This window comes from Pseudomonas agronomica, from assembly GCF_025917275.1.
Lineage (GTDB): Bacteria > Pseudomonadota > Gammaproteobacteria > Pseudomonadales > Pseudomonadaceae > Aquipseudomonas > Aquipseudomonas agronomica.
The window spans coordinates 1-1,103 of sequence record NZ_JAOSHO010000879.1; the positions used below are offsets into that span (position 1 = coordinate 1).

Annotated in this window: 1 protein-coding gene and 1 pseudogene; both read right to left on the reverse strand. The window is 63.1% G+C overall.

What is annotated here, in order from left to right; all coding sequences use genetic code 11:
- Nucleotides 1-829 (reverse strand): filamentous hemagglutinin N-terminal domain-containing protein (locus OC610_RS27845; RefSeq protein WP_269808108.1); only part of this gene is annotated, 829 nt, incomplete at its 3' end.
- Nucleotides 830-851: 22 nt separating this feature from the next.
- Nucleotides 852-1,103: pseudogene (locus tag OC610_RS27850) on the reverse strand (ShlB/FhaC/HecB family hemolysin secretion/activation protein); the annotation flags it as partial.

Sequence of the window (1,103 nt, forward strand, 5' to 3'; positions counted from 1 at the left end):
CCAGCTTGATCGCGCCGGCGTACATGCCGCCCAGTGCCGACGAATCGATCGCCAGTTCGGGTTTGGCGCTGCCGTCGTCTGCACGGGCGGTGGCGTTGAGGGTGTTGGCGTTGACGTCATTGCGCCCGGCCACGATCGTCAGGTTCTTGGCCTGGATCTCGGCGTTGATCTTGGCGCTGCGGGTGATGATTTCGAAACGGTCGACGTTGTTCGCGTTGAGGCCCGCGCCTTCAATGACGACGCTGCCTTGATCCACTTGATAGCGGTTCAACTGGCCGTTTTCGATGATCGGCTTGCCGGTGGTCAGGGTCGCCTTCGGCGTATTGATAAAGCCGCAGCCATTACAGGTGATGCCATACGGGTTCGCGACGATGACGTGGGCCGACTGCCCCGCTACTTCGGTATAGCCGCGCAGTTGGCTGGGGTTCCCGCCGTTGACCTCGTTGAGGATGATCTTGGCCGCCGTGCCCTTGAGGTTCGGGTTGCCGAGGATGATCCCGCCCAGTTGAGTGGATTGGGCGGGGTTGGTGGCGTTGTTGAGGATGACGCCGTTTTTTCCGACGTTGTAGTCGCTGAATTTGTTGTGGGACAGGCCGCTGCCGTTGGGCTTGGCGATGTTGACGATGGGCACGCCGTTGCCCGCCTGGCCGAGACTGGTGCCCGGCGCGCTGACGACGATGCCGTCGGCCTGGGCCCACAGCGGTTGCCAGAACATGACGTTGGCCAGCAGGAACGCCAGGCCACGCTTGGGCATGCCCCAGAAGGCATCGCGGGTTTTCAGGGCGGCAGAGGGCTGGCGGGCCAGGAAGGCGTATTGGCGGTCGTCCATGATCGGGTCTCGTTGCAGCGAATTAAATGGATACGTCCAGGCGGAAGTAGATCGGCGCTTCGCGCTCGGCCAGCGCATCCGGACGTTCCAGGGAATGGGCGAAGGTCACGCTGGCGCTCAGGTGTTCACCGCGGGCGAACAGCTCCAGGGAGTTGCTCGACATGCGCCCATGCTCGCTACCGTTGTAGCGAGTGCCGCGAATCACGCCCTGGTCATAACCGAGGCTGCTACCGTATTCGGCGAACACCGGACGCAGCCATTCCACGGTCACCGG